This is a genomic window from Micromonospora sp. R311 (genome assembly GCF_056780015.1).
The window spans coordinates 116,034-142,481 of record NZ_JBSWCE010000002.1 but is presented as its reverse complement, the minus strand read 5'-3'; the positions used below and the strand labels follow the sequence as shown (position 1 = coordinate 142,481).

The window sequence follows — 26,448 nt, the reverse complement described above, 5'->3', positions numbered from 1 at the left end:
CGTGAGCTGTGGAGAGCCGCACGAGACGGACTGCCGCGAGGTGCTCGAGGAGGTCTACCTCTACCTCGACCTCGAGTGCGCCGAGGAGCGGCGCACGCTGATCCGCTACCACCTCGACGAGTGTGGCCCCTGCCTGCGCGAGTACGGCATCGAGCAGGAGGTCAAGGCGCTGGTCGCCCGCTGCTGCGGCAACGAGACCGCGCCCGACCAGCTGCGCGAGCGGCTCCGGGTGCGCATCGCCGAGCTGGTGGTCTTCGAGAGCAGCGAGTCGCGGGAACTGGCCGACTGAGCGCGGCCGGATGACGAAACACCGGTGGCCCGGGTCGGTCTCGACCCGGGCCACCGGTGTCTCCGGCGCCAGGGCCGGGGCGGTGCCACGCCGGACGTCGTCCGGCACGCCGCCTCAGGAGTTGGGGCGCTTGCCGTGGTTCGCGCCGCTCTTCTTGCGGGCCTTCTTCTTGCGGGCCTTCTTCGCCATGGTGACCTCCTCGTGATGGGCCGGATCCGCCTGCGCACGATCCCGGCGCCGGTGCGCGCACCGGTCCGCCCGGCGCCCGGTCCGACCTGCTGATGCTAGTGCCGCGGGCACCCGCGGCCGTCGCCGGGCCGGAACCGGCGGGCGCCGGCCGCGTGGCCGGGCCGGCGGCGATCCGGAGTGGAATGCGGGCTGGTGCCGCCGCTCCCCGCCCGCCGGCGCCCCGCCACATGATTGGATACGTCGGCAGGTAACCGCGAGAGGGAGGGCCGGGCAGATGGCCGAGGAGATCCGCGCCGAGATGGTGGCGAACGTCTGGAAGGTCGTCGCGTCGACCGGGGACACCGTGTCCGAGGGGGACACCCTGGTGATCCTGGAGTCGATGAAGATGGAGATCCCGGTCGTGGCCGAGTCCGACGGCGTCGTCCGCCAGCTCGCCGTGAACGAGGGTGACGTGGTGCAGGACGGCGACCTGATCGCGGTGATCGATTGACCGGCCTGCTGGTCCGCCGGGCCACCCCGGCCGACTTCGCGGCGGTGGCCCGGCTGACGGTGGCCGCGTACGAGGCCGACGGGCAGCTCAAGGGCGAGCACGGTTACGCCGCCACGCTCGCCGACGTGGCGACCCGGGCCGAGCACGGGGAGGTGCTGGTCGCCGTCGACGAGGCCACCGGCGAGGCGCTCGGCTCGGTGACCTTCGTACTGCCCGGCACCCGGTACGCCGAGCTCTCCGCCGCCGGCGAGGCGGAGTTCCGGATGCTGGCCGTGGACCCGGCCGCCCAGGGGCGGGGTGTGGGGGCCGCCCTGGTCGACGCCTGCGTGGCGCGCGCCACCGAGCTGGGCTGCACGGCCGTGGTGATCTGTGTCCGCAGCGGCTTCGCCACCGCGGCCCACCGCCTCTACCAGCGGCGCGGCTTCGTCCGTATTCCGGAGCTGGACTGGTCACCGGTGGCCGGCGTGGAGCTGCACGGCCTGCGCCTCGACCTCACCCCGGCCGGCTGATCCGGCCCCACCGCCCGCCCGGCCGGCCGCGCCCGCAAGCCGAGTGCGCCGGCCGTGGCCCCGGATGGGTCCGGGCTACCGGCCGATCGCGGCGAGCAGCTCGTCGGCCACCTTCAGCGCGATCCGGCGCCGCTCCTCGTCGCTGATGCCCGGGGTCCGGACGGCGAACCAGCTGCTGTGCACGGCGAAGAGCGACAGTGCCGCGCGCAGCTGGGCCTCCGGTGAGTCGTCACCCCGGAAGAGCGCCTCGGCCAGCTTCAGCATCCGGCCGCGCATCTGCTGCCCGGCGGAGAGGCTCTTGAGCACGGTCTGGTTCTGCTCGAAGAAGCGCATCACCGAGGGCTGCTCGCTGGCGAACATCGCGTCGGCGTAGCGGGCGATCAGGGTGCGCCGGGTCTCCACCGTGGCGGGCTGCGCCTCGGCCCAGGAGATGAGAGCGTCGATCTGCTCCAGCCGGTCCTCGACGAAGCTGGTGACGATCTCGTCCTTGCTCTTGAAGTGGTAGTAGAGCGCCGCCTTGGTCACGTTGAGCCGCTCGGCGATCTCCCGCAGCGAGGTCTTCTCGTACCCCTGCTCGGTGAAGAGCTCCAGCGCGACGGCCTTGATCCGCTCCCGCGTGCCGCCTGTGCTCTCCCTCACCCAGACACCCCAATCCGCTTGACCGGCTCTCGTACCCAACTTACCGTCCGGCTAGTAAGGTAACTAGCCGGGCGGCAAGTAAGTGTGCAACTTCTCGGGGGGAGCTTACCCATGACTCAGGCAGCCCAGGCCGTGCCGCGACCCAACGTGCGGGTCGTGCTCTCCGGCCTGATGATCGCCATGATGCTGGCGATGCTCGACAACATGATCGTCAGCACCGCGTTGCCGCGGATCGTGGGCGAATTCGGCGGGCTGGACCACTTCACCTGGGTGGTCACCGCGTACGTGCTGGGCACCACCGTCTCCACCCCGATCTGGGGCAAGCTCGGTGATCTCTACGGCCGCAAGTCGGTCTTCCTCACCTCCGTGGTGATCTTCCTGGTCGGCTCGGCGCTCTGCGGCATGGCCGGCTCCGACCTCCTCGGCGGGCCGGGCGACGGCATGGTCGAGCTGATCGCCTTCCGGGCGGTCCAGGGCCTCGGGGCGGGCGGCCTGATGGTCGGCGTGATGGCGATCATCGGCGACCTGGTGCCACCCCGGGAGCGGGGCCGCTACCAGGGCATGATCGCCGGCATCATGGCCATCGCCATGGTGGCCGGCCCGCTGGTCGGCGGCTTCATCACCGACCACCTCTCCTGGCGCTGGGCGTTCTACGTGAACCTGCCGCTGGGCGGCGTCGCGCTGCTGGTCCTCGCCACCACCATGCACCTGCCGAAGTACCGCACCGAGCACCGGATCGACTGGCTCGGCGCCGGGCTGCTGTCGGCCGGCATCACCGCGATCGTGCTCATCACCACCTGGGGCGGCAACTCCTACGACTGGGTCTCGCCGCAGATCCTCGGCCTGGCCGCGCTCGCCGTGGTCGCGCTGGCGGCCTTCGGCCTGGTCGAGCGGCGGGCGGCCGAGCCGATCCTGCCGCTCGGGCTCTTCGCCAACCGCAACTTCGCGCTGATCTCGGTGATCGGCTTCCTGCTCGGCTTCGCGATGTTCGGCGCGATGAACTTCCTGCCGCTGTACCAGCAGACCGTGCAGGGCGCCTCGGCGACCAACTCCGGGCTGCTGCTGCTCCCGCTGATGTTCGGCATGCTGGTGGTCTCGCTGCTGATCGGCCGGGCGATCACCAGGACCGGGCGCTACCGGATCTACCCGATCGTCGGCGGTGTGGTGATGACCGCGGGCATGGCCCTGCTGACCCTGCTCGACGTGCGCACCGGCAAGGTGGAGTCCTCGCTCTACATGGTCGTGCTCGGCGTCGGCATGGGCTTCCTGATGCAGACCTCGATGCTCATCGCGCAGAACAGCGTGGAGCAGAAGGACCTCGGCGCGGCCAGCGGCGCGGCCACCTTCTTCCGCTCGATCGGCGGCTCGTTCGGCATCTCGCTGTTCGGCGCGATCTTCGCCAACCGGCTGGCCGACTCCGCGGCCGGCGGCGCGTTCACCGGCGGAGGCGAGGCCGGCGCCGGGATGGACCTGGCGAAGCTCAGGGAGTTGCCGGCACAGGCCCGGGAGGCGGTGCTCGGCGGGCTCGCCGACGCCATCTCGCACGTCTTCTGGTGGGCGGTGCTGTTCACCGTGGCGGTGCCGGTGCTGGCCTGGTTCATCAAGGAGATCCCGCTGCGCACGGCCAACGAGCCCCCCGCACCCCAGGGCGCCGGCGACGACCAGGCCGAGACCGCCCTCGGCAAGGCCCCCGTCGCCTAACCCCCCACCCCCCACCCGGCCCCCGTCCACCCCGGTGATCATGAAGCTTGCGTCAGACCGTCATCCGGGTGACGCAAGCTCCATGATCAACCCAACCGGGGCCGGGGGGTGGGCGGGGTGGGTCAGGGGTGGTGGAGGGATCGGGTGAGGCGGCGCCAGAGGCGGTGCAGCGGGTTGCGCGGGCGGGGGACGGCGATCCCGGTGCGGAGCAGGCCGGCGGCGAGGGCGGTGGTCTCCCGGTCCAGCGCCGGGGTGGCCAGAGCCAGGTGGGCCAGCGAGGTGGCGATCGGCACCGGGCGGATCCGGGCCACCGCCGCCACGTCGGCCAGCCGCTCGGCCACCACCCCCGCCACGTCCGGGCGGACGGACGGGTCCACCCAGGCGGCGGTGACCAGGGCGAACAGCGCCGCCTCGGTGATCCAGTCCTCGACGCCCCAGACCAGGTCGAGCAGCACCCGGCGCCGGGTGGACTCCGCCCACGGCTCGTCGGTGCGGTGGTGCAGCAGCCCCAGGCAGGCCCACACCTGCACGCAGCGTACCCAGAGCGACGGGTCCTGGCCGCCCAGCACCCGGCCCAGCGCGGTGGGCGGCGGGTCGGGCGGGTGCACCAGCAGGCCGAGCAGGTCGGCCAGGTCGAGGGTGGCCAGGCCGACCGCCGCGTCGTACGCCGCCGGCGGGTGCGGCCAGGCCGGGTGGGCCAGCTGCGCGAGCCGCTCCGCCGCCTCCGCCGCGGGCGCCGGCACCGCGGGCGCGGCGGTGCTGCCCTCGTAGCGCCAGAGCTGCCGGGTGTCGGCCCGCCGTGGCTCGCGCGGGTCCGGGTCGGCCACGTCGGCCACCTCGACCCGCAACCCCGGCGCGGCCGTCGCGACGGTACGCATCGCGCTCGGCGGCGCCGGCGCGTCCAGCCGTACGGCGGCTCCGAGGCCGCCCGGGTCGCCGGCGAGGGCCAGCCGCAGCGCGTCGACCACCGCCCCGCCGGCCGGGGTGACCTGGCCCAGCCAGGGCCGGCTCCGGCAGCACTCGGCCAGGTCGGCGTGCTCGTGCGAGTCGTCCGGGTGCTCGCGGACGAAGTCGGCGAGCCCGACCAGGTGCGCCACGTCGCCGTCGCGCTGGAACCGCAGCCGGTGCGCGGTGTGCACCGCGCAGTCGAAGGTGGGGTCGCGGGCCAGGGCCCGGTCGATCCAGTCCAGCGCCTCGTCGAGCCGGCCGTTGTCGGCCAGCGTGCCGGCGATGTCCGCGTACACGGCGAGGTCGTCGGGGTCGTGCTCGACCGCGCGGCGGAGCGCCGCCAGCGCCTCCCGGGTGCGCCCCGCGCTGCGGTACGCGTACCCGAGCCAGACCTCGCCGATCTTCGACGGCTGCGCGCGTACCCCGCGGGCGGCCCAGCGGATCGCCAGCGCGATCTCGTCGAGGCGCCGGGCCAGCGCGGACGCCGCGCCCAGCAGCAGGGCGTGCTCGGGGTGCACGGTGACCGCGTTGCGGGCCAGCGTCAGGTACGGCGCCAGCGCCGGCCGGCCGGCCCGCGGCACCGGGTCGGGGACGACGGCGCAGACCTGCATGAGGATCCGGGCGGTCCGCTCCGGCTCGAGCCGTTCGGCCAGCTCCGGCGCGGTCACCCAGGGCACCCCGGCCCAGTCCGTGCCCGGCACGTGGCCGGTGGCCGCGACGAGCAGGTCCAGTCCCTCGGCCGGCCGCCCGGCGGCGGCGAGCAGGTGGGCGCGGGCGACCACGGCGCCGACGAACGCGCGGTGGCCGAGCGGGAAGAGTTCGACGCCGCCGTCCCCGCTGGCCGCCGCCAACCGGGCCAGGATCTCGTGCACCTCGGGCAGGGTCGGCGCCTGCGCCAGCGCGCCGGCGAGGTGGCTGGCGGCGTGCGGCAGGTCGCCGGCCTCCAGCGCCAGCCGGGCCAGGGCCAACTCCTCCGCCGCGGGTAACGGGCGGTCGTCCTCGGACACGGCGTCCTCTCGGTCGTTTCTGCTCGGTGAGGTCGGGCAAGCCTAGGTGATGTTGGACCGGGGTGGTGATCGACTGCGCACTTGTGCTCGTTACATTGCTCAGACCAGATCAAACGTGCAAGGCTGAGCAGCGAACGCGCGGCAAACGCGCAGTGGGAGGAGCTTCCGTGACGCGTGCAGGGGCCGGGATGGCCGCCGACATCGACGAGCAGCCGGCCGGCTACGACCGGTTGCTCTCCGCCGAACACGCCGGGCCGATCGCCCGGGTGGCGGCCGTGATCGCCGAGCGTCGGCCCCGGCACGTGGTGTTCACCGCCCGGGGCACCTCCGACCACGCCGCGCTCTACGGGGCGTACCTGACCGAGATCCGGCTCGGCCTGCCCGCCGGCCTCGCCTCGCCCAGCGCCGTCACCGTCTACGGCGCCCGGCCCGACCTCTCCGACGCGCTGGTGGTCGGGGTCAGCCAGAGCGGCGGCTCGCCCGACCTCACCGAGGTGCTCCGGGCGGCCCGCGCCTCCGGCGCGCTCACCCTCGCGGTCACCAACGCGCCGGACTCCCCGCTGGCCGGCGTCGCCGAGCTCAGCGTCGACATCGCCGCCGGGCACGAGCGGGCGGTGGCCGCCACCAAGACGTACACCGCCGAACTGCTCGCCCTGCTGATGCTGGTGGAGGGGATCCGCGCCGGCGACGGGGCGCTGCCCACCGCCGAGCGGGCGGCGCTGGCCGCCCTGCCCGAGTTGGCCGCCCGCACCCTGGAGGACCCCACCGCGGCCCAGCTCGCGCCGCGCTACCGGTTCGCCGCCCAGCTGGTCACCACCGGCCGCGGGTACGCGTACCCGACCGCGCGGGAGGCGGCGCTGAAGCTGATGGAGACCTCCTACCTGCCGGCGCTCGCCTTCTCCGGCGCCGACCTGCTGCACGGCCCGCTGGCGATGACCGACCCGGACGTGCCGGTGCTGGCCGTGGTCGGCACCGGGCCGGGCGGCCGGTCGATGGGCGAGGTGCTGCCCCGGCTCGGCGAGCGCCGCGCCGACGTGGTGGTGGTCGGCTCGGCCGATGTCGACGGCGCCACCCGGATCGCCGTCCCGGAGGTCGACGAGCGGTACGCCCCGCTGCTGGACATCCTGCCCCTGCAGCGGCTGGCCCTGGCGCTGGCACTGGCCCGGGGCGAGGACCCGGACGCCCCCCGGGGGCTCAAGAAGGTCACCGCGACGATGTGAGCCGCGGCGTGGCACGCTGGTCAGCGTGTCCACGCTGCGCGACCTCGCCGAGGAGCACACCCGCCTCCGCCCGGCCGACATCGACCACCTGCACCGGATCGCCGGCGACTGGCAGTTGCTCTCCGACCTGTCCTTCGCCGACCTGCTGCTCTGGGTGCCGGTGGACGGTGACGGGACCTACCTCTGCGTGGCCCAGGTCCGGCCGACGACCGCGCCCACCGCGTACCTCGACGACCAGGTGGGGCGGATCGTCGGCGGGCCGGAGGTGGCGCACCTGGAGGTGGCCTACCGGCAGGGCCGGATCTGGCGGGAGGGCGACCCGGTCTGGTACGGCGACGTGCCGGCCCGGCACGAGGCGATCCCGGTCCGGCTGCGCACCGCCGGCGGGGAGGCCGGCGAGGTGGTGGCCGTGGTGGGCCGGGACACCAACCTCTCCACCGCGCGTACCCCCAGCCAGTTGGAGCTGAACTACCTCACCACCGCCGACGACCTGGCCCAGATGATCGCCGACGGCACCTTCCCGCCGCCCCGGCATCCGGGCGAGACCACGTCCGCGCCCCGGGTGGGTGACGGGCTGGTCCGGCTGGACGCCAACGGCAAGGTCACCTACGCCAGCCCGAACGCGCAGTCCGCGTACCGGCGGCTGGGCTACGCCTCGCACCTGGTGGGGGAGGACCTGCCGGCGCTGCACCGCCGGCTGGCCGGCGACCCGCTGGAGGGCACCGACGCCGCGAACGGCATCCTGGCCGCGCTGCGCGGCGAGGCGCCACCCCGCCGGGAGATCGACGCCCGGGGCGCGACCATGCTCACCCGGGCGCTGCCGCTGATGCCCGCCGGGGTGCCGATCGGCGCGCTGGTGCTGGTCCGCGACATCACCGAGGTACGCCGCCGCGACCGGGCCCTGATCACCAAGGACGCCACCATCCGGGAGATCCACCACCGGGTGAAGAACAACCTCCAGACGGTCGCCGCGCTGCTGCGGTTGCAGGCCCGCCGGGTGGCCATGCCCGAGGCCCGGGTCGCCCTGGAGGAGTCCGTACGCCGGGTCGCCTCGATCGCGCTGGTGCACGAGACGCTCTCCATGTCCAGCGACGAGGCGGTCGAGTTCGACGGCATCGTCGACCGGGTGGCCAGCGCGGCCACCGAGGTGGCGGCGGCCGAGTCGACGGTCGGCATGCGGCGCAGGGGCAGCTTCGGGGTGCTGCCCGCGGAGATCGCCACCTCGCTGGTGATGGTCCTCAACGAGCTGCTGCTCAACGCCGTCGAGCACGGCTTCCCGGCCGAAACGGCAGACGGGGCGGAGGCGCCGGCCCCGGTGGCCGCGCCCGAGGTGGTGGTCTCGGCGCACCGGTTCCGCAAGCAGCTGCACGTCTCGGTCACCGACAACGGGCGTGGACTGCCGCCCGGGTTCGACGCCGAGCAGAGCGGGCGGCTCGGGCTGCAGATCGTCCGGGCGCTGGTCACCGGCGAGCTGCGCGGCACGATCGAGCTGCGCGACGGCGCGCAGGGCGGCACCGAGGCGGTGCTGGTCGTCCCGCTGGCCCGCAGCGCCCCCCGTTCCCCCGGCTGAGCCGCCGTCGGCGAGCGCCCGGAGCGTCCGGTCAGCGGGTGAGCAGGGCGACGGTGAGGCCGTGGCGCGGCCAGACCTGCTCGACGCTGAAGCCGCCCCGCAGCGCGTCCCCCTTCGCGCCCGGCACGGCGGCCACCGGGTCGGCCCGGCGTCCGGCCACCACCAGCCAGACCCGCTCCGCGCCGGCCAGGCACTCCGCCGGCCGGGCGCACTCGGCCGCCCACAGGTCACCCCGGCGGGCCTGGTCCCGCGTGACCAGCACGTCGTCGGGGCGCCGGTCGCCGAGGTGGTAGGCGAGACCGAGGTCGAGGAAGAGCCAGCTCTCCCGGGGTGAGTAGACGACCACGTCGCCGGGGCGTTGCTGTGCCGCGATCACCCGGGCGGCACCCCGGTAGTCGACCGGTGCGCTGCGCGGCCACTCGTGGGTCCTGCGCAGTGCCGCCTGGTCCGGCAGGCCGAGCAGCCCGGCGAGCGCCACCACGGCCAGCGCGGCGGGCAGCCGCACCGTGGCCAGCGCCGCCCCCGCCAGCAGGCAGCCGAACGGCACGACGAAGACCAGGTACCGGGGCACCCAGAGGGGCACCGCGAGGCCGGCGGCGAAGACCAGCAGCACCGGCAGCAGCACCGCACACCCGGGCAGCAGGGCGCGCCGGCCCAGCCGGGCCGCCCCGAGCGCGGCGAGGCCGACCAGCAGCCCGCCCACGACGCCGCTCTGCGCCACCCCGCCGGGCAGCGCCGCCAGGTCCTCGGGCCGGGCGGTGTCCACCCAGTCCAGCTGCCGGGACCGCTGCCCGACGGCGACCAGGACCAGCGGGGTCACCAGCAACGCGGCCGGCACCAGGGCGAGCAGCCAGCACAGTGGACGGCGCCGGCTCCCGGCCGCGCCCCGGCCACCCGCGCCGGGGGCGCGGCCGGCGGCGAGCACCGCGACCGCGTGCGCGGCCACCAGGGTGAGGGCGATCAGGTGGGTCAACCCGAGTGCGGCCACCGCGGCGGCGTACCCGGCCCAGCGCGCCCACCCGGGCCGGCGCACCGCCTCGACCAGCAACAGCGTCGCCAGCACCGCGAAGAACGTGGCCAGCGCGTACGGGCGGGCCTCCTGGCCGTACCGGGAGGTGGCGGGGAGCACCGCGAAGAGCAGGCCGGCGAGCAGGCCGGTGCGCGCGTCGACCAGCCGCCGGCCGAGGAGCGCGGTCAGCCCGGCCGTGGCGGCCATGGCCAGTGCGGCGGGCAGTCGCAGCGCGGTCACCGAGTCGCCGAAGACCGCCAGCCAGCCGTGCATGAGCAGGTAGTACGGACCGGTCGCGGCGTCGATGGTGCCGGCCAGCCGGACCAGGTCGCCCACCGACCGGGTGGCCGCACTCCAGGTGGCCAGCTCGTCCCGCCACGGTTGGGCCCGGTCGATCCCGGTGGCGGTCGCCAACAGGGTCAGCAGCGCCGGCCACGGCCAGACCGGCAGGGGTCGGCCGGAGCGTTCCGGCCGGCGGCGCTCGCGCTTCGCATCGACCACGCGGGATCGCCACTTTTTGGACAATCTGCCCACGAGCCCGAGCCTCCCACACCCCCACCCCCCGCACGCCCCGGATCCGGCCCGCCCCGCGCCCGTCCGGAGACCGGGCATCTTCAGGGCAGCGCAACTTCGGTGAAGTAGTGGCCTGTGACAGGTGCGGTGGCCGCTACTTCCCGGACGTTGTCGCCTCGGGTCGGAGGGCACATGGCCGGGGGAGTGGCGCGGTGGTGGGTGCGGAGCGGTCGGCCGGTGGTGCCAGCCCGTGATGTGGGATCCCGCACGCGCTCATTGGTCGGCCCCCCGGGGGTGTGGCAGCATGAGCCCATGACCGCCGCTGTCGTCCGCCGCTTCGTGGCCCGCCGCCACGTCGACTACGGCCGCGTGCGCAGCGCGATCTGTCCGGCCCACTGACGACGCCCGACCCATCCGTCTCGGGCGCGCTTCCGCGCCGGCCGTCTCCGACAATGCCGTCCACGGCCCCTACCCACGGGCCGGCCGCCGCGTCCCGCGCTCCCACCGAGGCATTGCAGACAACGGAGGACGCCGCGATGGCGGTCAGCAGCATCCCGGCCCGGCCCGGGGACCCGACGGCGCGACCCGCCCGGGCCCCCCGCCGGCCGCGCGGCGAGGGCCAGTGGGCGCTCGGTCACCGTGAGCCGCTCAACGCCAACGAGCGGATCAAGAAGGACGACGACCCGCTGAACGTGCGGGCCCGGATCGAGAACATCTACGCCCACCGGGGCTTCGCCTCCATCGACCCGGCCGACCTGCGCGGCCGGTTCCGCTGGTGGGGGCTCTACACCCAGCGCAAGGCCGGCATCGACGGCGGGCGCACCGCCGTGCTGGAGCCGCACGAGCTGGAGGACGAGCACTTCATGCTCCGGGTGCGGGTCGACGGCGGCCAGCTCGACCTCGCCCAGCTGCGCACCGTCGCCGAGATCTCCCGGGAGTTCGCCCGGGACACCGCCGACATCACCGACCGGCAGAACATCCAGTACCACTGGATCCGGGTCGAGGACATGCCGGAGATCTGGCGCCGGCTGGAGTCGGTGGGCCTGCAGACCACCGAGGCGTGCGGGGACTGCCCGCGGATCGTGCTCGGCAGCCCGGTCGCCGGCGTGGCCGAGACCGAACTGGTCGACCCGACCCCGGCGATCGACGAGATCGTCCGCCGGTACGTCGGCAACCCGGAGTTCTCCAACCTGCCGCGCAAGTTCAAGACCTCGATCTCCTGGCTGGTCGACACCCCGTACGAGGCGAACGACGTCGCCTTCCTCGGCGTCGACCACCCCGACCACGGCCCCGGCTTCGACGTCTGGGTCGGCGGCGGCCTCTCCACCAACCCGATGCTGGCCAGGCGGCTCGGGGTGTGGGTGCCGCTGGCCGAGGTCCCGGACGTCTGGGCCGGCGTGGTGGGCATCTTCCGCGACTACGGCTACCGCCGGCTGCGCAACCGGGCCCGGCTGAAGTTCCTGGTCGCCGACTGGGGCGTGGAGAAGTTCCGCGAGGTGCTGGAGAAGGAGTACCTCGGCCGGGCCCTGCTGGACGGTCCCGCCCCGGAGCTGCCGGAGAAGCCGGTCGACCACATCGGCGTGCACCGCCAGCACGACGGCCGGCACTACGTCGGCGCCGCCCCGGTGGTCGGCCGGGTCTCCGGCACGCAGCTCGCCCGGCTCGCCGACGTGGTCGAGGCGCACGGCAGCGGCCGGATCCGGCTCACCCCGTACCAGAAGCTGCTGGTGCTGGACGTGCCGGCGGAGCGGACCGAGTCGCTGGTCGGCGCGCTGCGGGAGATCGGCCTGGAGGCCCGCCCGTCGGCCTGGCGGCGCGGCACCATGGCCTGCACCGGCATCGAGTACTGCAAGCTCGCCATCGTCGAGACCAAGGCCCGCGGCGAGGAGCTGGTGGCCCGGCTGGAGGAGCGGCTGCGCGACTTCGACGCGGACATCTCCATCCACCTCAACGGCTGCCCGAATGCCTGCGCCCGCACCCAGGTCGCCGACATCGGGCTGAAGGGACAGCTGGTGGTCGGCCCGGACGGCCGGCAGGTGGAGGGCTTCCAGGTGCACCTCGGCGGCGGCCTCGGCATGGCCGAGGGGCGGACCGCCGGCTTCGGGCGCAAGCTGCGCGGTCTCAAGACCACCGCCGAGGAGCTTCCGGCGTACGTGGAACGGCTGGCCCGCCGCTACCTGGCCGGCCGGCACGAGGGCGAGGCGTTCGCCCAGTGGGTGATCAGAGTCGACGAGGAGGAACTGCGATGAGCAGCGAGCACCGAGCGGCACCCCTGTACTGCCCATACTGCGGCGAGGAGGACCTGCGGCCGAGCGAGGAGGGGCACGGCGCCTGGGAGTGCCACGCCTGCGCCCGGGTGTTCACGGTCCGGTTCACCGGCCTGCTGTCGACGGCGGTGACCCGATGAGCCTGGTGTCCGCGGCGAACCTCGGACTGGTCGGCGTCGGTGGCCCGCGGCCGGCGGACGCGGCCCGGCGGGACCCCGACGAGCTGCGCGCGCTGGCCGAGCGGGCCGGCCGGGAGCTGGAGGGGGCGCCCGCCCTGGAGATCGCCCGGTGGGCGGCGGAGACCTTCGGCGACCGGTTCTGCGTGACCAGCTCGATGGCCGACGCCGTGCTGGCCCACCTGGTCTCCCGGGTCGCGCCCGGGGTGGACGTGGTCTTCCTCGACACCGGGCTGCACTTCCCCGAGACGCTGCGGGTCCGCGACGAGGTGGCCCGGACGCTGCCGGTGAACGTGCGGTCGATCCGTCCCCGGCTGACCGTCGGCCAGCAGGACGGCGAGTACGGCCCGCGGCTGTTCAACCGGTCCCCGGACGACTGCTGCCAGCTGCGGAAGGTGGAGCCGCTGGAGCGGGCCCTGTCGGGCTACGACGCCTGGGCCGCCGGCCTGCGCCGGGACGAGTCGCCGACCCGGGCGAACACGCCGGTGGTGACCTTCGACGCCCGGCGCGGCAGGGTGAAGGTGAACCCGATCGCGGCCTGGACGCAGGCCGACGTGGACGCCTACGTCGCCCGCTGGAACGTGCCGGTCAACGAGCTGTTCAAGCGGGGCTACGGCTCGATCGGCTGCTGGCCCTGCACCCGGCGCAGCAAGGCGGGGGAGGACCCGCGGGCCGGCCGCTGGGCGATGTTCGAGAAGACCGAGTGCGGGCTGCACGTCTGACCGGCTCGGGTGCCGACCCCGTGGTCCTGGTCGCGCACGGCAGCCGTGATCCGCGGGCTGCCACGGCGACCCGGGCGCTGGTCCGGGCGGTGTCGGCCGCCCGGCCCGGCACCCCGGTGCTGGCCAGCTGGCTGGACCACACGCAGCCGGGGCCGACCGAGCTGCTCCGGTCGCTGGCGTCCGCCGGGCATCCCCGGGCGGTGCTGGTGCCGCTGCTGCTCACCGCCGCGTACCACCGGCGGGTGGACATCCCGGCGGCGGTCGCGGCCGCCCGGGAGGCCGGCCCGCCCATGGCGGTGCGGGTGACCGACGTGCTCGGCCCGGCTCACGGCGAGGTGGACGGTGGTCTGCTGGCGGCCCTCGGCCGGCGGCTGGGCGAGGCCGGGCCGGGGCGGTTCGACGCGCTGGTGCTGGCGGCGGCGGGCACCCGCGACGCGGCGGCCCGGTGCTCGGTGGGCCGGGTGGCCGCCGCGCTGGGTGACCGGCTCGGCGTGCCGACCCGGGTGTCGTACGCCTCGGCGGCCCCTCCGGACACCGCCTCGGCGGTGGCCCGGCTACGGCTCGGCGGCGCCCGGCGGGTGGCGGTGTCCGCGTACTTCCTGGCACCGGGGCTGTTCCACGACGCGGTGGCGGCGGCGGCCCGGGACGCCGGGGCGGTGGCGGTGGCCGATCCGCTGACCGACGCCCCGGAGCTGGCCGACCTGGTCCTGCGCCGGGTCGACGCCCGGCCGGCCATGGCCGGGGCGGCGTGACGTCGCCGGCGACCGGCGGTGCCCCGGGCAGCAGAACGCCCCGGCGGGTGAACCCGGCCGGGGCGTGAAGCTTGGTGCGTGGATCAGGCGGAGTGAGCGCGCAGCACCCGGAGGCCACCGCGACGCTTCACGGCGCGCCGCTCCTCCTCGCTCATCCCGCCCCAGACGCCAGCGTCCTGACCGGACTCGAGCGCCCACTGCAGGCACTGGTCGGTCACGGAGCAGCGCCGGCAGACGGCCTTGGCCTGCTCGACCTGCAGGAGAGCCGGTCCGGACGTCCCGATCGGGAAGAACAGCTCCGGGTCCTCGTCGCGGCAGACAGCATGGTGACGCCAGTCCATGGCGGCAACACTCCTCATTCTGGATGGGTGGCAGATATTGCTTTGGTGCTTTTCCTATATGCATCCGCAGCGCCGGCCGTAACGGTTCGCGTCCGACTATTCGGCAGTGCGTGAGCAGGCTGCTGGCCCCGCGGACCTGCTGGAACAGCTCAACCTGCCGAGCATATCCAGGCAATGTCCCGGTAACTCAAGTTCGCTTGTGAATACTTTCACGAACTCTCGCGATGTCAAGGGTGCCGCTCGGAAAAACTCCGCGCGGTGAGCAAGCCCACAACCCATTTGTCCGGGTTCCAGAGCACTCTGGTTACCCGGCGTACCACAGTCGAGGATCAATATAGTACAGTCCGCGTGACATTGCTGACATTTCCGGCACCTGCCTCTCGGTGTGGCGGCGCCGCGTCGATGCGGTGCCGCGAACCGCGTCGACCTAGGGCAGTACCCGAGACCTAGCAGACTACTCTCAGTGCCGCGGGAACGGATGTGAATCTAACTTTCTCCCGCTCGCCGAGGTAGTCGCCGTCCAGCTGGAAGGCCTGCGGGCGGCTGGCGATCAGGGTGAACTCGGGCAGGTCGTGCAACCGCAGCACCTGCTTGCCGTGCGGGTCGGGGCGCCGGGAGAAGAACTGCGTCACCGTGCGTGTGGTGCTGGCCACCCGCAGCCGCCGCAGCGCCAGCACGTCCAGCCCCAGGTCGAACGACGCCTCCGGGTTGGGGTTGATCTCCCGGTCGCCGAGGTACGTCCAGGGCGCCGTGTTCTGGATGATGACCGTGGCCAGCTCGCTCTCGGCCGGCTCGCCCGGGCGCTCCAGGCTGATCGCCGGGTGCCGGCGGTCGGAGCCGACGAAGTACTGGCTCACCGTGGAGCGCAGGTAGAGCCCGGGGGTGGAGACCCGGCCCCGGCGGCGGGCCCGCTCCACCCGGTGGATCACCGCCGCGTCGATGCCGAAGCCGGCGCAGAAGGTGAAGTAGCGGTCGTCGGCCCGGCCCAGCCCGATCGTGCGGTGCCGACCCAGCCGGAGCCCTTCCAGGATCATGCTGGTGCCCTCCGGCCACTCGCGGGGCAGCCCCAGCGCGCGGGCGAAGACGTTGGTCGACCCGCCCGGCACGGTGGCCAGCGCCGGCAGCCGCTCGGCCGGCGTGGTGGCGGCGGGCACGGTGGGCGGGGTGGCCGTCATCAGGCCGTTCACCACCTCGTTGACGGTGCCGTCACCACCGAGGGTGACCACCAGGTCGACGCCCTCCTCGGCCGCCTCCCGGGCGAGCGCGGTCGCGTGCCCCCGCCGCCGGGTGTACCGCACGTGGAGGTCGACTTCGCTGCGCAGCGCCCGGACCAGGACGTCCCGGCTGCGTTCGCTGGTGGTGGTGGCCTTCGGATTGACCACCAGGACGGCCCGCATGGGCGGCACTGTACCCCGGAGTAGCACGGGTATCGTGGCGCGCGTGACGCTCGACTCCGACCCGATTCCCGTCACGCTCCGCTGGGCGGTCCGGCTGCTGCGGGGCGAGGCTGTCGCGGTGGGCCTGGTCGCCGCCTGGCTGCTCTGGGCCGACCTCACCGCCGACAGCACCGACCGGTTGTCGGCGTGGCTGGTGACCGCGTTCGCCATCGGCACCGCCGCCGCGCTCTGGGCCCTGGGCGGCGCGCTGGACCGCCGCCGGGCCGGCGCCCGGGCGCCGGCGATCGTGCTCCAGCTCATGCTGCTGCCGATCGGCTGGTTCATGGTCCAGGGCGGGATGGGCTGGCTCGGGGTGCCGCTGATGGCCCTCGGCGTCGGGATGACCGGGCTGCTGGTGAGCCCGCCGACCAGCCGGGCGCTCGGCTTCGGCGCGCCCGGCGGCGGTCAGTAGCCCGCGGCGCGCCGGGTCAGCAACGAGATGGTGGCCCGCCCGTCGGTGACGTTCGCCGACGCCGAGGTGGTCAGCGCGGTGAGCACCTTCCAGGCGAAGGAGGACTCGGCGGGCAGCCCGGCACCGCGCACGGTCGGCACGGTCACCTCGACGGTGAGCGCGTCCTCGGTCACCGCGAACCGGCAGTCGAGTTCGGCGTCCCGGGTGGCGATCGCGAGCAGCATGGCGCAGGCCTCGTCGACCGCGATGCGCAGGTCCTCGATCTCGTCGAGGGCGAACTGCAGCCGCGCCGCGAGCCCCGCCGTGGCGGTGCGCAGCACCCCGAGGTAGCCGCCGTCGGCGGGCACCGTGAGGTGCACGACGTCGTCGTCGGTCGTCGGCTGGCCGGTCAGTTGAGTCACCACTCATCCCCCCGGTCGGGGACTCTACCCGCTCAGGCGGCGGGTTGCGTCGGGGTGGCCACCTGGGCCGCGAGACCGGCCAGGGCGGCGCCGTCGAGCCGGTAGGGGACCCACTCGGTCAGCTGCTCGGCGCCGATGGCGGCGTAGAAGCCGGCGGCCGGGTTCCAGTCGAGCATCGACCACTCCAGCCGCTGGTGGCACTGGTCGGCGGCGCGCTCGTACTCGGCCAACTCGTGCACCATGGCGACGACGGCCGGCACGTCCGCGGGACGTGCCGGCCGGATCGTCGGCGGGACCGCGTGGGTCACGCCTTCTTGGTCTCCCAGAAGATCTTGGAGATCTCGTCGATCTTCTGCAGCAGCTGGTCGGCGGTGGCCGGGTCGAGGCTGCCCTTGACGCCGCCCGAGCCGGCGAGCTTGGTGGCCTCGTTGAACAGCTGGTGCAGCTGCGGGTACTTCTCGAAGTGGGGCGCCTTGAAGTAGTCGGTCCAGAGCACCCACAGGTGGTGCTTGACCAGCTCGGCGCGCTGCTCCTTGATGATGACGGCCCGCGTGCGGTACTCCGGGTCGGTGTTCGCCTGGTACTTCTCGCAGATCATTTTGACCGACTCGGCCTCGATCCGGGCCTGCGCCGGGTCGTACACGCCGCACGGCAGGTCGCAGTGGGCGCTGGCGGTCACGCGGGGCGTAAGGATGCGTGGAAGTCGCATCGGGATCCTCCATGGGAAGTTTGCGATGATCCAAGCCGACATTACTCCTGGAGTGGCTCCCCCAAGCCGGTGGAGGTGAAACCGATGCCCGCCGACCGTCCGGCGGCCGCGCGCCGGCCGCGCTGGCCGTTGACGGCCGTGCTGGTCAGCGGCCCGTCCATGGCGCCGACCCTGCGCCACGGCGACGCGGTGCTGGTCCGCCGGGGCGGCCGGCCGGTCCGCCCCGGCGACGTCGTGGTCGCGGTCTTCCGCAGCCGTCCCGACCTGCTCGTGATCAAGCGCGCGGCCCGCGCCCAGGACGGCGGCTGGTGGCTGCACGGGGACAACGAGTTCGTCGCCGACGACTCCCGGGTGTACGGGGTGGCCGACGTGCACGGCCGGGTGGTGGCCCGCTACTGGCCCCGCCCCGGGCGGCTGCCCCGACGCCTGTTATGACCCTGCTCACATCGGCGGGGCCCCGGCGACACTATGCTCGGAAAGTGCCCGGGTGACCCCCCGCACCGCGCGCCGCCGCTCGTCGCCTCACCACGCGCCCCGACCGGCTGGTCCATCTGCTCGACAGATCCTGGAGTCACCATGTCACCGTCCACCGTGGACCCTGCTGATCCCGTCTTCCGGCTGCACCGTGGCGGCAAGATGGCCGTCACCTCGACGGTCCCGCTGACCAGCCGGGAGGACCTCTCCCTGGCGTACACCCCCGGGGTGGCCCGGGTGTGCGAGGCGATCGCCGCCGACGAGACCCTGGCCGACGACTACACCTGGGTGTCGCACACCGTCGCGGTCGTCACCGACGGCTCGGCCGTACTCGGGCTGGGCAACATCGGCCCGCGCGCGGCGCTGCCGGTGATGGAGGGCAAGGCGGTGCTGTTCAAGCAGTTCGCCGGGGTGGACGCGGTACCGGTCTGCCTGGACACCCAGGACGTGGACGAGATCGTGGCGGTGGTGCGGGCGTTGGCGCCCTCGTTCGGCGGGATCAACCTGGAGGACATCAGCGCGCCGCGCTGCTTCGAGGTGGAGCGCCGGCTGGACGAGGCGCTGCCGATCCCGGTCTTCCACGACGACCAGCACGGCACCGCGATCGTCGTGCTGGCCGCGCTGCGCAACGCCGCCACGCTGCTCAACCGCAAGCTCGGCGACCTGCGGGTGGCGGTCAGCGGCGCCGGCGCGGCCGGTGTGGCGGTGACGAAGATGCTGCTCGCCGGGGGAGTGGACCCGGCCCGGGTGGTGGTCTGCGACTCGAAGGGGATCCTCGGCCCGCACCGCACCGGCCTGACCGACACCAAGGCCGAACTGGCCGCGGTCACCAACGCCGACGGCCGGCAGGGCGACATCACCGAGGCGCTGCGCGACGCGGACGTGCTGATCGGCGTCTCCGGCGGGCAGATCCCGGAGGCCGCGGTGGCCGGGATGGCCCCCGGCGGGATCGTCTTCGCGCTGGCCAACCCGAACCCGGAGGTGCACCCCGAGGTGGCCGCGCGGCACGTCGCGGTGGTGGCCACCGGCCGCAGCGACCACCCCAACCAGATCAACAACGTGCTGGCCTTCCCCGGCGTGTTCCGGGGCGCGCTGGACGCCCGGGCGACCCGGATCACCGAGGGCATGAAGGTGGCCGCCGCCGACGCCATCGCGCAGGTGGTGGCCGAGTCGCTCACCCCGGAGGCGATCGTCCCGTCCCCGCTCGACCCGCGGGTCGCCCCCGCGGTGGCCGCGGCGGTCGCCGAGGCCGCCCGCCGCGACGGTGTCGCCCGGGCCTGACACCCCGCCCGATCCGATGCGGGCCCCGTCCTGTCGCCAGTCGCACAGGGCGGGGCCCTTCTTCCGGCCCGCCCCGCTTGTTACCGTGCCGATCATGCGTGCCGCCTTCGCCTCCCGCCTCGACGACGCCGACCCGCTCGCCGCGCTCACCGTCGGCGAGCGGCCCGAGCCGAGCCACCCGGACGACGACTGGGTCACCGTGCAGGTCCGGGCCAGTTCCCTGAACCACCACGACCTGTGGTCGCTGCGCGGGGTCGGGCTCACCGGCGACCAGTTGCCGATGATCCTCGGCTGCGACGCCGTCGGGGTCGGCCCGGACGGCACCGAGGTGGTCGTCTACCCCGTGGTGCCCACCCCGGGCGACCCGCGCGGCGTCTCGATCCTCTCCGAGCACTTCCCCGGCACCCTCGCCGAGCGGGTGGCCGTACCCCGGTCGAACCTGGTCCCGCTGCCGGCCGGCCTGGCCGCCACCGACGCGGCCTGCCTGCCCACCGCGTGGCTGACCGCCTGGCGGATGCTCACCACCAAGGGCCGGGTCGCCGAGGCCGACGCGGTGCTGGTCCAGGGCGCCGGCGGCGGCGTCGCCACGGCCGCCGTCGCGCTCGCCGCGGCGATGGGCAAGCGGGTGTACGCGACCAGCCGGGACGCCGCCAAGCGGGAGCGGATCGCCGAACTGGGCGCGACCGCCGTCGAGCCGGGCGCCCGGCTGCCGGAGCGGGTCGACGTGGTGATCGAGACGGTCGGCGCGGCCACCTTCGACCACTCGCTGAAGTCGGCCGCACCGATGGCCCGGATCGTCGTCTCCGGCGCCACCGCCGGGCACGAGCCCAAGGTCAACCTGCGCCGGGTCTTCGCCATGCAACTGGAGATCCTGGGCACCTCGATGGGCACCCCGGACGAGCTGGCGGCCCTGCTCGCCTTCTGCGCCGAGCACCGGGTGCGCCCGGTGGTGGACAGCGTGGTCCCGTTCAGCCGGGTCGAGGAGGCCTTCGCCCGCCTGCACTCCGGCGACGTCTTCGGCAAGGTCGTCGTCGACCACACCGCCTGATCCGGCCCGCCGGCGGGTGGGTCAGAGGCGGTTGTCGAGGGTGGCGATGTCGCCGCGGGCGGCGCCGGTGGGGATGCGCCGCTTGGCGGCCTCGTCGCCGTAGAGCGTCCAGCGCAGGAACTCGACCGTGGTGTCCGACACCACCCGCAGCGCGGCCCCGTCGCTGAGCAGCGCCCGCCCGTGGTCGCCCTTCGGCAGGCTCAGCATCGCCTTCGGCCAGGGCACCCGGTCGTACGCCTCCTTGCCGGCGGCGTACCCGACCACCTCGTCGGCCTCGCCGTGCACGAACAGCTGCGGTGCGGCGGCGCCGGCGAACGCGGTGCCCACGCCGAGCGCGGTGCCGGCGAACACCACGCCGGCGTCCAGCCGCTCGTCCCGGCCGGCGGTGAACAGGCCGATGGTGGTCACCCCGCCCGCCGAGTGCCCGGCCGCGGCCACCCGCTCGGTGGCCAGCCGGCCGCGCAGCGGGTCACCCGCCGTGCCGTCGAGGGCGAGCACCCGGGTCAGCGCGTACGACACGTCGGCCGGCTGGTTGAGCACGTCCAGCACGTTGCCGTCGGCGCCCCGGGAGGTGTGCGGGAAGGTCGGCGCGGCGACCACGAACCCGGCCGCCGCCCACCGGGTGAGCAGCGTCTCGTAGTCGGCGGGCCGCCCGCCCAGGCCGTGGCTGAACATCACCACCGGGAACTTGCCCTCGGCGGCCCGCGCGGAGCGGGCCGGTTCCCCGCCGGCCGTCCCGGCCGCCGGATACCAGACGGTCACCGGGAGCGGCCGGTCGCCGTCGCGGTTCAGCTTCAGCTGTCGTACGCCCACCGCGAAGGACCGCTCCGGCGCGGTGCCGGCGGGTACCCGCGGCGCGGGGGTGGCCGCCGCCGGGGGCTGGGTCGGGACGGTCTGCGGCCCGGCCGGCCGGGTGTCCCCGGCGCAGCCGACCAGACCGGCCGTGAGCAGGGCGCAGGCGAGCAGGGCAGGGGTGCGGCGACGCGACATGAATCCGATTGTGCCCTGCCCCTCAGGGGTGCCCGCCGGACATCGACGGACCGTGGCCGGGGCCCGACGCAACGGCGCCGAGGCGGGCCAGGTCGGCGGCGTCCTTGGCGCGGCGGGGGCGCTCCGGCATCCAGACCGGGTACATCCGCTTGAACTCGATCTGTGCCGCGACCGCGATGACCGGGACGGTCAGTGGGCCGATCCGCCCGGGTGGGCCGTCCAGCATCCCCGCCGGCAGCGGCGTGCCGGCCCACCGGCCGCCGCCGACCGTGAGCCGCCCGCCGGCGTCCCGCGCCAGGTACGCGAAGCTCACCTCGACGTCGTGGCGGAACAGCTCCAGCTGCACCTCGACCGGCAGCCGCGGGTCGGGGCGCCAACCGCGCCCGCGCAGGAGGGCGGCCAGCCGCTCCGCGTCGGCACGCCAGCAGTACCAGTCGACGTCCGCGTGCGGCCGGGTCACCTCGCCGAGGTGGAAGCCGACCGCCCAGCCGCCGCGCAGCCACACCTCGATCCCGGCCGCCCCGGCGAGCCCGACGACCTCGCCGATGCTGGCCAACTGGCGCCCCGCAAGCCCCGCCACCGCCGCCACGCGCCGACCGTAGCCTCGGCCCACCCTCGCCGCACCCTGTTTCGGCCCGGCACTCCCGCCGCCCGACGTCGTCCCGGCTAAGGCGGGTCGGCGTGTCGCGGTGGGTCGTCGCGTTGCCCGGCAAGCGTGATACCGCAGAGTCATTTTGATGACTCTGCGGTATCACGCTTGTTCCCGTCCTGCTCGCCCGTGCGGGGCCGTCCCGGGGCGGCGCCGGCCAGGTGGTGCCCGGCACGTCGGCCAGCGAGGCGGACCGGGCGTCCACCGGGCGCGTCGTCAGGGGCGGGCAGGGGCCGGGCGGGCCTCGTAGCGGGTGAGGGCGGGGGCGTGCGCGACGGCGGGCAGGCGGCGGGCGGCGTCCGGGTCGCCGTAGAGGGTCCCGCGGAGGAAGTCGGTGGTGGTGGCGAGCACCTGGGCGAAGCCCGGCCGGCCGGGGGTGAGGTACTCGCCGTGACCCTGCCCGAGCAGGCTCAGGAAGGCGGCCGGGCCGCCGGCGCGCCGGTAGGCCGCCCGGCCGACCGCCAGCGGCACCACCGGGTCGGCGGTGCCGTGCACGAAGAGCACCGGCGCGGCCGGCGCGGCGAAGCTCCCGGCCATCCCGCCGCCGGCGATCACGATGCCCGCCCGCAGCCGTGCCGAACGCCCCGAGGTGAACATGCCGGCGGTGGTGAAGCCGCCGGCCGAGTGGCCGGCCGCGGCGAACCGGGTGACGTCCAGGTGGCCGGCCAGCGGGTCGCCGGTCCGGGCATCGAGGCGGACCAGGTGCCGGATCACCCGCCAGCCGTCGGCCGGCTGGTGCCGTACGTCGGCCCGGTCGAACCGGCGCGCGCCCCGCCGGGTGTGCGGGTAGGCCGGCGCGGCCACCACGAAGCCGGCGGCGGCCCACCGGGAGGTCAGCCCGGCGTGCAGGCGGGGCAGGCTGTCCAGCCCGTGGCTGTAGACCACCACCGGGAACCGCCCCGCGGCCACCGCGCCCCCCTGCGCCGGGTACCAGACGGTGACCGGCAGCGGGCGCGCGGAGGCCGGGTCGACGGTGAGCGTACGCACGCCGACGGCGTACGCCCCGGCGGGCGCCCGGCGGGCCGGTTGCGGTGCACCGGGCGCGGCGGTGGCCGTTCCACAGCCGGCCAGCAGCGCCGTCAGCAGCGCGGCGACCAGCCGCTTGATCCCCACGGATCCACGGTAGGTGCCGTGCCGCCCCGAGCGACCCCGCCGTCCGGACCGGCTCCGCCGACCACCCGGCCGGAGCCGCTCCACCGGCCGGCCCGACCTGGCCGGGGCGGCCGCGCGCGGGACGGTGCCCCTCGACCGGCTTCGCTAGGGTCACCGGCATGCCTGAGAACTACACCGACCCGAGCGGCAACACCGAGGCGTTCCGCGCCTTCGCCAACACTCCGGAGGCCGAGGCGCCGGCCGCCGCGTCCCGGGTTCCGCTGCTGGCCGGCGCGGCGGTGGTCGTGGTCGTCCTGGTCGCCCTGGTCGCCTGGCTGGCCCTGAGCTGAGCGGTGCGTCAGCCCGCCGCGGCGGCCAGGTCGCGGGCGGCGCGGGCGATCTCCCGCTCCTCGTCGGTGCCGATCACGCAGACGGCCACCTCGGCACCCTCCGGTGAGATGACCCGGTCGCCGCTGCCGGCGTTGCGCGCCGGGTCCACGGCGATGCCGAGCCGGTCCAGGCCGGCCAGCGCCGCCGCGCGGACCGGGGCGGCGTGCTCGCCCACCCCCGCCGTGAAGGTGACCGCGTCCACCCGCCCGAGCAGAGCGTAGTACGCGCCGACGTACCCGGTGATCCGGCGGCAGTAGACGTCGAAGGCCAGCGCCGCCGCCGCATCGCCGTCCGCCCGGCGCCGGAGCACCTCGCGCATGTCGTTGGCGCCGGTCAGCCCGAGCAGGCCGCTGCGGTGGTTGAGCAGGTCGTCGATCTCGTCGACGGAGAGCCCGCCTTCGCGGCGCAGGTGGAAGATCACCGTCGGGTCCAGGTCGCCGCTGCGGGTGCCCATCACCAGGCCCTGCAACGGCGACATCCCCATCGAGGTGGCCACGCTGCGCCCGCCGGCCACCGCGCAGGCGCTGGCTCCGTTGCCCAGGTGCAGGGTGATCGTGTTCAGCTCGTGGTACGGGCGGCCCAGCAGCTCCGCGGTGCGCCGGGAGACGTACGCGTGCGAGGTGCCGTGGAAGCCGTACCGCCGGATGCCGCACCGCTCGGCGGTGTCCCGGTCGATCGCGTAGACCGCGGCGGCCTCCGGCATGGTGTGGTGGAACGCGGTGTCGAAGACGGCCACCTGCGGGACGTCCGGCAGCGTCGCCCGGGCGACCTCGATGCCGGCCAGGTTCGCCGGGTTGTGCAGCGGGGCGAGCGGGACCAGGTCGCGGATCGCGGTCAGCACCGCGTCGTCGATCAGGGTCGGCTCGGTGAACCGCCGGCCACCGTGCACCACCCGGTGCCCGACGGCGGTCAGCCCCGCCAGGTCGAGCCGGCCGAGGATGTCGTGGACCGCCGTCTCGTGGTCGGCCGGCCCGCCGCCCGGCTCGCCGACCCGCTCCACGGTGCCCTTGTCGCGGATCTCGTCGCCCTCGTAGAGGCGGTACTTCACCGACGACGACCCGCAGTTGAGAACCAGGACCCGGCTCATGCCGCTCATCGGACCTCCGCGGTGGCCTGGATGGCGGTGATCGCCACCGTGTTGACGATGTCCGCCACGGTGGCGCCGCGGGACAGGTCGTTGACCGGCTGGCGCAGGCCCTGCATCACCGGTCCGACGGCCACCGCCCCGGCCGAGCGCTGGACCGCCTTGTACGTGTTGTTGCCGGTGTTCAGGTCGGGAAAGATGAAGACCGTGGCCCGGCCGGCGACCTCGCTGCCCGGCAGCTTCGTCGCCGCCACCGCCGGGTCGATCGCCGCGTCGTACTGGATCGGCCCCTCCACCAGCAGGTCGGGGCGGCGCTCCCGGACCAGCTCGGTGGCCGCCGCGACCTTCTCCACGTCGGCGCCGGCGCCGGAGCTGCCGGTGGAGTAGGAGAGCATGGCGACCCGGGGCTCGATGCCGAACCGGGCGGCGGTGTCGGCCGAGGAGATCGCGATGTCGGCGAGCTGGCCGGCGTCCGGGTCGCGGTTGACCGCGCAGTCGCCGTAGACCAGCACCCGGTCGGCCAGCAGCATGAAGAAGACGCTGGAGGCCACCGAGACCCCCGGCACGGTCCGGATGATCTCGAAGGCCGGGCGGATGGTGGCGGCGGTGGTGTGGGTCGCCCCGGAGACCATGCCGTCGGCGTGCCCGGTCTGCACCATCAGCGTGCCGAAGTAGTTCGGCTGCGCGACGACGTCGTGCGCCAGTTCGGCGGTGACGCCCCGGTGGGCGCGAAGCTTCGCGTACTCGGCGGCGAACCCGTCGCGCCACTCGCTGGTCACCGGGTCGACCACCCGTGCCCCGCCGATGTCGATGCCCAGCTCCCGGGTGCGGCGGGCGATGTCGTCCGGCCGGCCGAGCAGGGTCAGGTCTGCGACGCCCCGGCGCAGCAGGATCTCCGCGGCGCGTAGGATGCGCTCCTCCGCCCCCTCCGGCAGCACCAGGTGCCGGCGCTGCGCCCGGGCGCGGTCGATCAGGTCGTACTCGAACATCAGCGGGGTGACCCGGGCGGAGCGGCTGACCCGCAGCCGGCGGGCCAGGTCGTCGGTGTCCACGCAGCGTTCGAAGGCGCCCAGCGCCGCCTCGACCTTGCGTGGGTTGCCGGCGCTCGGCCGGCCCTCGATCCGGCTGGACGCGGCCACCGTGTCGTAGCTGTCGCTGGTCACCGAGAGCACGGCGAGGCCGGTGTTCAACCTCTCGACCAGGCGCATCGCCCGCGGGTCCGGCTGCTCGCCGAGGGTGAGCACCAGCCCGGCCACCGACACCTGCCCGGCCACGTGCGCGGCGCTCGCCGCGATCAGCAGGTCGGCCCGGTCGCCGGGCGTGATCACCAGGGCGCCCTCGGTCAGGTGGTCCAGCAGGGTCGGCACGTGCGCCGCGCCCACCACGTAGTCGAGCACGTCCCGGCCGAGAGCGGCGTCGTCCCCGGCGAGCAGGGTGGCGCCGAGCGCCGCCGCCACCTCGGCCACCGTCGGCGCCGACACGCTCGGCACCTCGGGGATGGCGTACGCGGGAACCGGCAGGTCGGGCAGGGGCATCGGCTCGGGCACCCGGTTGGCGATCACCGCCAGCACCGTGGCGCCCAGGTCCGCGAGGTCGTGGTACGCCCCGCGCACCCCGGCCGCGATCGCCGTCGGTTCCTGCCCGAAGCCGTCCACGACCGGCACCACGACGCTGCCGAAGTCGGTGGCCAGCCGGGCGTTGAAGGCCAGCTCGCGCGGGCCGGCGCCGTCCCCGCCGTCGGCGAAGTCGCTGCCCACCACGACCACCGCCCCGCACCGCCGTTCCAGGTCCCGGTAGCGCTCCACGATCCGGGAGATGAGTTCCTCCCGGCGCCCGTCGGCGACCAGGGCGGTTGCCTCGGCGTAGGTGGTGCCGGCGAGGTCGGTCAGCGGCGGCTCGATCCGGTAGCGGTCGCTGAGCAGGGCGAGAATCGGGTCGGGGGCGGTGCCGCCGACCAGCGGCCGGAACGCGCCGATCCGCTCGACCTGCCGGGAGAGCAGTTCGGCCAGCCCGAGCGCGATGGTCGACTTCCCCCCGCCGGACCCCACGCTGGTGACGTACACACTCCGGGCCACGATCCCACCCTAGAAGATCGCGCGATCTCCTGCCCGGGTCCTTGGCCCCCGGGAGCTGTCGCCGG

General features: G+C 74.8%; 29 protein-coding genes. 15 read left to right on the top strand and 14 right to left on the bottom strand.

Features of this window, described 5'->3' with window-relative positions; translation table 11 throughout:
• The first annotated feature begins 1 nt into the window (after nt 1).
• Complete coding sequence (gene rsrA, locus AC1WTP_RS02035) at nt 2–289, top strand: mycothiol system anti-sigma-R factor (protein ID WP_447134554.1); 288 nt, start codon at nt 2–4, stop codon at nt 287–289.
• Nucleotides 290–403: 114 nt separating this feature from the next.
• Here the strand turns inward: rsrA and AC1WTP_RS02030 are convergent, their stop codons facing one another.
• Nucleotides 404–478 carry a 50S ribosomal protein bL37 gene (locus AC1WTP_RS02030; RefSeq protein ID WP_369700219.1) on the bottom strand — a complete coding sequence of 25 codons (75 nt, stop codon included), beginning with the start codon at nt 476–478 and terminating at the stop codon, nt 404–406.
• 274 nt (nt 479–752) lie between these two features.
• Between AC1WTP_RS02030 and AC1WTP_RS02025 the strand changes: the two genes are divergently transcribed.
• Together AC1WTP_RS02025 and AC1WTP_RS02020 are read left to right on the top strand one after the other, a co-directional pair.
• The gene (locus AC1WTP_RS02025) at nt 753–968 is read left to right on the top strand and encodes a biotin/lipoyl-binding carrier protein (RefSeq protein WP_132265803.1); all 216 of its coding nucleotides are present in this window, start codon (nt 753–755) and stop codon (nt 966–968) included.
• Nucleotides 965–1,477, top strand: a complete 513-nt coding sequence (locus AC1WTP_RS02020; RefSeq protein WP_481647529.1) for a GNAT family N-acetyltransferase — start codon at nt 965–967, stop codon at nt 1,475–1,477. The genes AC1WTP_RS02025 and AC1WTP_RS02020 overlap by 4 nt, the downstream gene beginning before the upstream one ends.
• A gap of 75 nt (nt 1,478–1,552) precedes the next feature.
• Here the strand turns inward: AC1WTP_RS02020 and AC1WTP_RS02015 are convergent, their stop codons facing one another.
• The gene (locus AC1WTP_RS02015) at nt 1,553–2,116 is read right to left on the bottom strand and encodes a TetR/AcrR family transcriptional regulator (RefSeq protein WP_481647528.1); all 564 of its coding nucleotides are present in this window, start codon (nt 2,114–2,116) and stop codon (nt 1,553–1,555) included.
• A 111-nt stretch (nt 2,117–2,227) separates the two neighbouring features.
• Between AC1WTP_RS02015 and AC1WTP_RS02010 the strand changes: the two genes are divergently transcribed.
• Nucleotides 2,228–3,817 (top strand): MDR family MFS transporter, encoded by a 1,590-nt coding sequence (locus AC1WTP_RS02010; RefSeq protein ID WP_481647527.1) that lies wholly within the window; start codon nt 2,228–2,230, stop codon nt 3,815–3,817.
• A gap of 122 nt (nt 3,818–3,939) precedes the next feature.
• Here the strand turns inward: AC1WTP_RS02010 and AC1WTP_RS02005 are convergent, their stop codons facing one another.
• Nucleotides 3,940–5,772, bottom strand: coding sequence for a tetratricopeptide repeat protein (locus AC1WTP_RS02005; RefSeq protein ID WP_481647526.1), 1,833 nt, complete (start codon nt 5,770–5,772; stop codon nt 3,940–3,942).
• A 188-nt stretch (nt 5,773–5,960) separates the two neighbouring features.
• Between AC1WTP_RS02005 and AC1WTP_RS02000 the strand changes: the two genes are divergently transcribed.
• Both AC1WTP_RS02000 and AC1WTP_RS01995 read left to right on the top strand, forming a co-directional pair.
• The gene (locus tag AC1WTP_RS02000; protein ID WP_481647665.1) at nt 5,961–6,992 is read left to right on the top strand and encodes an SIS domain-containing protein; all 1,032 of its coding nucleotides are present in this window, start codon (nt 5,961–5,963) and stop codon (nt 6,990–6,992) included.
• A gap of 25 nt (nt 6,993–7,017) precedes the next feature.
• On the top strand, nt 7,018–8,562 hold the full coding sequence (locus AC1WTP_RS01995) for a histidine kinase N-terminal domain-containing protein (protein WP_481647525.1): 1,545 nt from the start codon (nt 7,018–7,020) through the stop codon (nt 8,560–8,562).
• Between the two features lie 31 nt (nt 8,563–8,593).
• On the opposite strand, the gene AC1WTP_RS01990 is transcribed toward AC1WTP_RS01995, so the two are convergent.
• The gene (locus AC1WTP_RS01990) at nt 8,594–10,072 is read right to left on the bottom strand and encodes a glycosyltransferase family 39 protein (protein WP_481647524.1); all 1,479 of its coding nucleotides are present in this window, start codon (nt 10,070–10,072) and stop codon (nt 8,594–8,596) included.
• A 548-nt stretch (nt 10,073–10,620) separates the two neighbouring features.
• On the opposite strand from AC1WTP_RS01990, the gene AC1WTP_RS01985 reads away from it, so the two are divergent.
• Genes AC1WTP_RS01985 through AC1WTP_RS01970 form a run of 4 tightly spaced genes read left to right on the top strand, consistent with a single transcriptional unit; the run spans nt 10,621 to nt 14,001 of the window.
• Entirely contained in the window at nt 10,621–12,333 is a 1,713-nt protein-coding gene (locus AC1WTP_RS01985; RefSeq protein WP_481647523.1) for a nitrite/sulfite reductase, read from the top strand.
• Nucleotides 12,330–12,491 (top strand): hypothetical protein, encoded by a 162-nt coding sequence (locus tag AC1WTP_RS01980; protein ID WP_447134564.1) that lies wholly within the window; start codon nt 12,330–12,332, stop codon nt 12,489–12,491. Before AC1WTP_RS01985 ends, AC1WTP_RS01980 begins: the two co-directional genes overlap by 4 nt.
• Entirely contained in the window at nt 12,488–13,249 is a 762-nt protein-coding gene (locus AC1WTP_RS01975; protein ID WP_481647522.1) for a phosphoadenylyl-sulfate reductase, read from the top strand. Before AC1WTP_RS01980 ends, AC1WTP_RS01975 begins: the two co-directional genes overlap by 4 nt.
• A complete protein-coding gene (locus tag AC1WTP_RS01970) occupies nt 13,231–14,001 on the top strand; it encodes a sirohydrochlorin chelatase (RefSeq protein ID WP_481647521.1) in 771 nt (256 codons plus the stop codon). The genes AC1WTP_RS01975 and AC1WTP_RS01970 overlap by 19 nt, the downstream gene beginning before the upstream one ends.
• 83 nt (nt 14,002–14,084) lie before the next feature.
• Here the strand turns inward: AC1WTP_RS01970 and AC1WTP_RS01965 are convergent, their stop codons facing one another.
• Both AC1WTP_RS01965 and AC1WTP_RS01960 read right to left on the bottom strand, forming a co-directional pair.
• Nucleotides 14,085–14,342 (bottom strand): WhiB family transcriptional regulator, encoded by a 258-nt coding sequence (locus tag AC1WTP_RS01965; RefSeq protein WP_007072794.1) that lies wholly within the window; start codon nt 14,340–14,342, stop codon nt 14,085–14,087.
• A gap of 446 nt (nt 14,343–14,788) precedes the next feature.
• Nucleotides 14,789–15,739, bottom strand: a complete 951-nt coding sequence (locus AC1WTP_RS01960) for a diacylglycerol/lipid kinase family protein (RefSeq protein WP_481647520.1) — start codon at nt 15,737–15,739, stop codon at nt 14,789–14,791.
• On the opposite strand from AC1WTP_RS01960, the gene AC1WTP_RS01955 reads away from it, so the two are divergent.
• A complete protein-coding gene (locus AC1WTP_RS01955) occupies nt 15,738–16,190 on the top strand; it encodes a hypothetical protein (protein ID WP_481647519.1) in 453 nt (150 codons plus the stop codon). The two genes, AC1WTP_RS01960 and AC1WTP_RS01955, sit on opposite strands and share 2 nt — an antisense overlap.
• Here AC1WTP_RS01955 and AC1WTP_RS01950 read toward each other — a convergent pair.
• The 3 genes from AC1WTP_RS01950 to sodN are packed head-to-tail and all read right to left on the bottom strand — an operon-like array spanning nt 16,184 to nt 17,300.
• On the bottom strand, nt 16,184–16,591 hold the full coding sequence (locus tag AC1WTP_RS01950) for an ATP-binding protein (protein ID WP_447134569.1): 408 nt from the start codon (nt 16,589–16,591) through the stop codon (nt 16,184–16,186). The genes AC1WTP_RS01955 and AC1WTP_RS01950 overlap by 7 nt on opposite strands.
• Before the next feature lie 32 nt (nt 16,592–16,623).
• A complete protein-coding gene (locus tag AC1WTP_RS01945; protein ID WP_481647518.1) occupies nt 16,624–16,899 on the bottom strand; it encodes a hypothetical protein in 276 nt (91 codons plus the stop codon).
• Complete coding sequence (gene sodN, locus AC1WTP_RS01940; protein WP_481647517.1) at nt 16,896–17,300, bottom strand: superoxide dismutase, Ni; 405 nt, start codon at nt 17,298–17,300, stop codon at nt 16,896–16,898. Before sodN ends, AC1WTP_RS01945 begins: the two co-directional genes overlap by 4 nt.
• 69 nt (nt 17,301–17,369) lie before the next feature.
• On the opposite strand from sodN, the gene AC1WTP_RS01935 reads away from it, so the two are divergent.
• The 3 genes from AC1WTP_RS01935 (at nt 17,370) to AC1WTP_RS01925 (ending at nt 20,103) form a co-directional block, all read left to right on the top strand.
• The gene (locus tag AC1WTP_RS01935) at nt 17,370–17,735 is read left to right on the top strand and encodes a S24/S26 family peptidase (protein ID WP_481647516.1); all 366 of its coding nucleotides are present in this window, start codon (nt 17,370–17,372) and stop codon (nt 17,733–17,735) included.
• 141 nt (nt 17,736–17,876) lie between these two features.
• Nucleotides 17,877–19,055, top strand: a complete 1,179-nt coding sequence (locus AC1WTP_RS01930; RefSeq protein WP_481647515.1) for an NAD(P)-dependent malic enzyme — start codon at nt 17,877–17,879, stop codon at nt 19,053–19,055.
• Between the two features lie 85 nt (nt 19,056–19,140).
• Nucleotides 19,141–20,103, top strand: a complete 963-nt coding sequence (locus tag AC1WTP_RS01925; RefSeq protein ID WP_481647514.1) for a zinc-binding dehydrogenase — start codon at nt 19,141–19,143, stop codon at nt 20,101–20,103.
• Between the two features lie 21 nt (nt 20,104–20,124).
• On the opposite strand, the gene AC1WTP_RS01920 is transcribed toward AC1WTP_RS01925, so the two are convergent.
• From AC1WTP_RS01920 to AC1WTP_RS01910, 3 genes are all read right to left on the bottom strand, one after another.
• Nucleotides 20,125–21,093, bottom strand: coding sequence for an alpha/beta hydrolase family protein (locus tag AC1WTP_RS01920; RefSeq protein WP_481647513.1), 969 nt, complete (start codon nt 21,091–21,093; stop codon nt 20,125–20,127).
• 22 nt (nt 21,094–21,115) lie between these two features.
• Complete coding sequence (locus AC1WTP_RS01915; RefSeq protein ID WP_481647512.1) at nt 21,116–21,682, bottom strand: nucleotidyltransferase domain-containing protein; 567 nt, start codon at nt 21,680–21,682, stop codon at nt 21,116–21,118.
• Nucleotides 21,683–21,958: 276 nt separating this feature from the next.
• Complete coding sequence (locus AC1WTP_RS01910) at nt 21,959–22,855, bottom strand: alpha/beta hydrolase family protein (RefSeq protein ID WP_481647511.1); 897 nt, start codon at nt 22,853–22,855, stop codon at nt 21,959–21,961.
• A 158-nt stretch (nt 22,856–23,013) separates the two neighbouring features.
• On the opposite strand from AC1WTP_RS01910, the gene AC1WTP_RS01905 reads away from it, so the two are divergent.
• Nucleotides 23,014–23,184 carry a hypothetical protein gene (locus AC1WTP_RS01905; RefSeq protein ID WP_481647510.1) on the top strand — a complete coding sequence of 57 codons (171 nt, stop codon included), beginning with the start codon at nt 23,014–23,016 and terminating at the stop codon, nt 23,182–23,184.
• Nucleotides 23,185–23,192: 8 nt separating this feature from the next.
• On the opposite strand, the gene AC1WTP_RS01900 is transcribed toward AC1WTP_RS01905, so the two are convergent.
• Both AC1WTP_RS01900 and pta read right to left on the bottom strand, forming a co-directional pair.
• The gene (locus AC1WTP_RS01900; protein WP_481647509.1) at nt 23,193–24,311 is read right to left on the bottom strand and encodes an acetate/propionate family kinase; all 1,119 of its coding nucleotides are present in this window, start codon (nt 24,309–24,311) and stop codon (nt 23,193–23,195) included.
• 5 nt (nt 24,312–24,316) lie between these two features.
• Nucleotides 24,317–26,383 (bottom strand): phosphate acetyltransferase, encoded by a 2,067-nt coding sequence (gene pta, locus AC1WTP_RS01895; protein ID WP_481647508.1) that lies wholly within the window; start codon nt 26,381–26,383, stop codon nt 24,317–24,319.
• Nucleotides 26,384–26,448: the final 65 nt, after the last annotated feature.

Coding starts and splice junctions, on each gene's coding strand:
- AC1WTP_RS01905 (WP_481647510.1), top strand. CDS start 23,014: ATGCCTGAGAACTACACCGACCCGAGCGGCAACACCGAGGCGTTCCGC.
- AC1WTP_RS01930 (WP_481647515.1), top strand. CDS start 17,877: ATGTCACCGTCCACCGTGGACCCTGCTGATCCCGTCTTCCGGCTGCAC.
- AC1WTP_RS02000 (WP_481647665.1), top strand. CDS start 5,961: ATGGCCGCCGACATCGACGAGCAGCCGGCCGGCTACGACCGGTTGCTC.
- AC1WTP_RS01955 (WP_481647519.1), top strand. CDS start 15,738: ATGGGCGGCACTGTACCCCGGAGTAGCACGGGTATCGTGGCGCGCGTG.
- AC1WTP_RS01900 (WP_481647509.1), bottom strand. CDS start 24,311: ATGAGCCGGGTCCTGGTTCTCAACTGCGGGTCGTCGTCGGTGAAGTAC.
- AC1WTP_RS01960 (WP_481647520.1), bottom strand. CDS start 15,739: ATGCGGGCCGTCCTGGTGGTCAATCCGAAGGCCACCACCACCAGCGAA.
- AC1WTP_RS01985 (WP_481647523.1), top strand. CDS start 10,621: ATGGCGGTCAGCAGCATCCCGGCCCGGCCCGGGGACCCGACGGCGCGA.
- sodN (WP_481647517.1), bottom strand. CDS start 17,300: ATGCGACTTCCACGCATCCTTACGCCCCGCGTGACCGCCAGCGCCCAC.
- AC1WTP_RS01980 (WP_447134564.1), top strand. CDS start 12,330: ATGAGCAGCGAGCACCGAGCGGCACCCCTGTACTGCCCATACTGCGGC.
- AC1WTP_RS01975 (WP_481647522.1), top strand. CDS start 12,488: ATGAGCCTGGTGTCCGCGGCGAACCTCGGACTGGTCGGCGTCGGTGGC.
- AC1WTP_RS01920 (WP_481647513.1), bottom strand. CDS start 21,093: ATGTCGCGTCGCCGCACCCCTGCCCTGCTCGCCTGCGCCCTGCTCACG.
- AC1WTP_RS02010 (WP_481647527.1), top strand. CDS start 2,228: ATGACTCAGGCAGCCCAGGCCGTGCCGCGACCCAACGTGCGGGTCGTG.
- AC1WTP_RS02025 (WP_132265803.1), top strand. CDS start 753: ATGGCCGAGGAGATCCGCGCCGAGATGGTGGCGAACGTCTGGAAGGTC.
- AC1WTP_RS01965 (WP_007072794.1), bottom strand. CDS start 14,342: ATGGACTGGCGTCACCATGCTGTCTGCCGCGACGAGGACCCGGAGCTG.